Here is a 4,027-nt window from a genome sequence, read left to right as displayed (position 1 = left end):
GAGCGGGGTCTGGTGCCGTGGATCGCAAGGCGGAGGAGGGAGGCATGGCGGAGCCATGCCGACCGACGACAACGCAGGGGGTACCTCCCGTGCCCCCCTGGGGGCTACGGGGGAGAGGCGCGGTGCCGGGGCACGCGAGCCCGGCAAGATCCAAACGACAGGCCCTAGGCCGTGTCTTCAAAGTCCCGCCCGGCCCGCGACGCCTGGCGCGGCATCTCGCCGCGTGGTCGGAGTCATCCAAGTACACCCGGTACGAGGACGATCCTCCACGTTGCGATGCACCGCACCAGACGCCGCGGGCCCCGTCCTGCGGACGGACGGCGCTCCTTTGAAGACCCGACCTAGTGCGACAGCCCGTCCGGAGCCGGGCGGGGCGGGGCCGCGCGCTGCCAGTGCGCCGCGCGCGACCAGGGCCACGGTCGTGGTCGCCGGTGTCGGTGGCGGGGTGCTGGCGCTGTTCGTCGTGCTGTACGGCGCGGGCCTCGCCTCGCGCGGCACCGGCGAGCTGCGCATCCCCGCCGCCGGCACCACCTCCCTCCTGCGCGCCGTGGTCTTCACCGCGCTCGCGCTGCACCTCGGTGAACTGGCCGGCGCCGCGCTCGCCCGCACCGGCCCGCTGCCCCGCTCCCTCGCCCTGCCCGCCGCGCTCGCCGGAGCCGCCGCGTCCGCCGGGCAGATCGTGGTCCTCGCGGTCGTCAGCGACCTCGACATCCCGGCGACGTACGGCACCCGTGAGGGCGGCCTGCTGCTCGTCATGGCCAACGGCTTCCTGCTCGCCGCCGGCTGCGTCGGTCTCGGCCGCCCGCGCTGGGCGCTCCTCCCGCTGGCCGGGGTGATCCTCGCGGAGGCGCTGCGCGCCCACCCGGAGCCGTACACACCCGAGTGGGGCACCGCCCTCACCGTCGTCCATCTGACCGCCGCGTCCCTGTGGGCGGGCGGCCTCTGCCATGTCCTGCGCACCATGTGGCTGCGGCGCGCCGCCCCGGCGGACGCCCGCGCCGTACTGGCCCGTTACGCGCGCGGCGCCGTCTGGCTGCTGGTCGTGCTGGCCGCCACCGGCACCCTGTCCACGCTGCGCAGGCTGCCCGCCGACGTGATCGTGACATCGGCGTACGGCAGGGTGCTGATCGCCAAACTGGTCCTCGTCGCGGCGGCGAGCGCACTCGCCCTGGCGGCGCGCCGACGGCTCCTGCGCGGCCGAGACGCGCACCAGGCCGCCCGGGTCGAACTGGCCGTACTGGCGGCCGTGGTGCTGATCTCCGCCGTCCTCACGGTGGTCCCCGACCCGCACTGGCTCAGCACGCGCTGACCGGCGGGACCGGGCGGGGCGTCACGCGCCCGCCACGTCCGGCGCCGGCTCCTCGGGTACGCGCCGCAGCTTCAGCTCGTTCGGCAGGTCCGACCACTGGTCGTGGCGCAGCGCCCAGCCCTGCGCCTCGGCGGTCCTGAGCGCGTAACCGGCGCCCACGGCGCGGTACTTGCGTATCGGTATCGCGCATGTCCAGGGCGGCACCACGCCCTCGCGGACGGTGGTCGCCGCGCGCGTGTGCCGGGCCACGGCGTCGTCGCAGCGCGCCCGGTAGAAGTCCGCGTCGCCCTCGTGCCTCAGTTCGGGCCACGAGACGAACCAGCGGGGCCACAGCTCCACCCGGTCGCCCAACCTGTCGATGCCGTTGAGGAATCCCTTCGCCGCGCCGGGGATCAGGGTCAGCAGATCGCCGACGAGGCTGAACGCCAGCAGGGCCACGGTCCCCACCAGGACGAACGCCCAGTGCAGCGGCAGCACGACCACGGTCAGGACGAAGCGGACGGCCAGGTTCGCGGTGGACCTGGCGGGCACGGGTTCCCAGCAGCTCTCGGGGTACATGGCTGGTCGGCTCCGATTCGTTCACGTGTCCACGGGCGGGCCCGCACATCCTGTCGCACCGGCCAAGAGGCGTGCCGGCCGCCACCTCGGTGCGGCATTCTCTGTTGGAGGACGGACAGACAGGCGAACGGACGCTTACGAGAAGCGGGAACGGCAAGGGATCCGGAACGTGACAGCGGACAACACGAACATGCTGGCCTTTGTTCGGGCGCGCCTGGACGAGGAGGAGCAGGTCGCGCGGGCGGCCGGCGGCGAGCGCTGGCGGTGCCCGCCCGAGGCGCCCGGGGAGGTCCACGACCGATCCGGCGCGATCTCCTTCAGCGTGCGGACGCAGGGCTACGACCGCCATATCGCCCTCCAGGACCCGGCCCGCACGCTGCGCCGGATCGAGACGAGCAGAGTGCTCCTGGGCGAGTACGCGGAGGTCGCGCACCTGGACGTCGACCGCCCGCAGCACGACTTCCCCTCCGGCCGCGCCGTGGGGCTGGGCTTCGTCGTCCGGCAGATGGCGGCCGAGCACGCCGGGCACGCGGACTATCAAGCCAAGTGGCTGCCGCGATTCGCACAGTAGACCGACGCGCATGACCGGCGGAGCCCGTACGGGCTCCGCCGACGGGGTCCGCGGCGCGTAACCGGGCAGGTCACCGCCCGTGTCCGAGAAGTGACCGCCCAATATGCCGATCGGATATACGATCACTCAACCATGTCTGGCACGGGGGCACTTGACGGGTCGTCATCCGCATGCCCACCCACCCACGAACCACCGCGGACGACTCTCCGCCGGACATCGACTTCAGCCAACTCGAAGGTTTTCCCATGGTCCGATCCCCCGCCGCCCCGCCGCACGCACGCGGGACCCGGCTCCTGTGGCCGGCCGCGCAACTGCTGGCCCTGCTCGTCTTCGCCGCCGGCGTGGTGCCCGTGGCCGACGTACACATCGGGGCGGCGGTGGCGTACGGGGCGGTCGCGCTGCTGGTCCTCGTGACCATGGAAACCCTGCGTAGAGCGCACCGTGACGCCGTGTCGGACGCCGCGGAGAGACGGGCCGAGGTGGAGAGAGTACGGGCCGAGTCGGGCAGCCGTGAGGCGCACTGGCACAGCTATGTACGCAACCGGGGCGAACTGGTGTGCTCGGAGGTCGAGTTCATCGTCAAAAAGCGGCTGCCCGCCGCGCTCGCCCGCACCGACGTCCCCCAACCGCAGCACAACGCGGACGAGTTGGGCGCCGGAGTCGGCGAGTGGTTCGACCGGCTGCTGACCGCCGTCACCGACGCCGCCGACGACCGCGAGGAGTCGCAGCGGCTCTCGCTCGTCGAACTGGCGAGCCGCGTGCAGACCTCCGCGCACCGGATCCAGGCCACCGTGACCGGTCTCGCCGACCGTTACCCGGGCGACGCGGACCTGCTGGAGACCACCATGCTGGTGGACCACGCGGCCACCCAGCAGGCGCGGCACGCGCAGAGCCTCAAGGTGCTGTGCGGCGAGTGGCCCGGCCAGCAGTGGCAGCGACCGCTCGCGCTGGTGGACGTCGTGCGCGCCGCGTCCGGACGCATCGTCGCCTTCAAGCGCGTCGAGGTCAGCGGTGACCCCGACGTGGGCGTCACCCCGTCCGTCGTGGAACCGCTGATCCACCTCATGGCCGAACTCCTCGCCAACGCGACGGAGTACTCGCCGCCGAAGACGGGCGTGCCCGTGACGGTGCGCACCGTGCAGCGCGGCGCGGTCATCGAGGTGGACGACGGCGGTCTCGGCCTGGACGAGTACCGGCTCGCCGGGGCGCGCGAGATCGTGTCGGGCCGCCGGCTCCTGGGGGTCGGCGACGTGGGCGAGATTCCGCAGACCGGCCTCGCGGTCGTGGGCCGCTTCGCCGAACGGCACGGTTTCCAGGTCGACCTCGGGCCCTCGCCGTACGGCGGTGTCCGGGCCGTGGTCCTGGTCCCGGCGGACGTACTGGAGACGCTGTCGCCCGCCGGTACGCCGGCGGGGCGGGTGCTGCCGGCGACGCAGCCGGTCCCCGAGGTCCCGGCGCCCGCGCCCGCGCCGTCGCGGGAGACGGCACGCGAAGCCGAACCGGAGACGGATCAGGAGCCGGACCGGGCCACGACGTCCGGCGAGGCGACGGCGGCCCCCGAGGCCGCCACCGGCGCCCCGGTCCCGGCG

General features: G+C 73.7%; 4 protein-coding genes. 3 read left to right on the top strand and 1 reads right to left on the bottom strand.

What is annotated here, in order from left to right; all coding sequences use genetic code 11:
* Positions 1-328: 328 nt before the first annotated feature.
* Complete coding sequence (locus tag BHU15_RS02925; protein ID WP_107422772.1) at positions 329-1,309, top strand: CopD family protein; 981 nt, start codon at positions 329-331, stop codon at positions 1,307-1,309.
* 21 nt (positions 1,310-1,330) lie between these two features.
* Here BHU15_RS02925 and BHU15_RS02920 read toward each other — a convergent pair whose 3' ends face one another.
* Entirely contained in the window at positions 1,331-1,867 is a 537-nt protein-coding gene (locus BHU15_RS02920) for a hypothetical protein (RefSeq protein WP_069625708.1), read from the bottom strand.
* 190 nt (positions 1,868-2,057) lie between these two features.
* Here BHU15_RS02920 and BHU15_RS02915 point away from each other — a divergent pair, with 190 nt between their 5' ends.
* Both BHU15_RS02915 and BHU15_RS02910 read left to right on the top strand, forming a co-directional pair.
* The gene (locus tag BHU15_RS02915) at positions 2,058-2,438 is read left to right on the top strand and encodes a DUF6221 family protein (protein WP_031229436.1); all 381 of its coding nucleotides are present in this window, start codon (positions 2,058-2,060) and stop codon (positions 2,436-2,438) included.
* Between the two features lie 245 nt (positions 2,439-2,683).
* A partial coding sequence (locus tag BHU15_RS02910; RefSeq protein WP_255293012.1) for an ATP-binding protein occupies positions 2,684-4,027 on the top strand: 1,344 nt, incomplete at its 3' end.

It is taken from the genome of Streptomyces niveus (assembly GCF_001723055.1).
GTDB classification, from domain to species: domain Bacteria; phylum Actinomycetota; class Actinomycetes; order Streptomycetales; family Streptomycetaceae; genus Streptomyces; species Streptomyces niveus.
The sequence above is the reverse complement of the archived record's forward strand: the minus strand, read 5'-3'. Positions and strand labels throughout refer to the sequence as shown.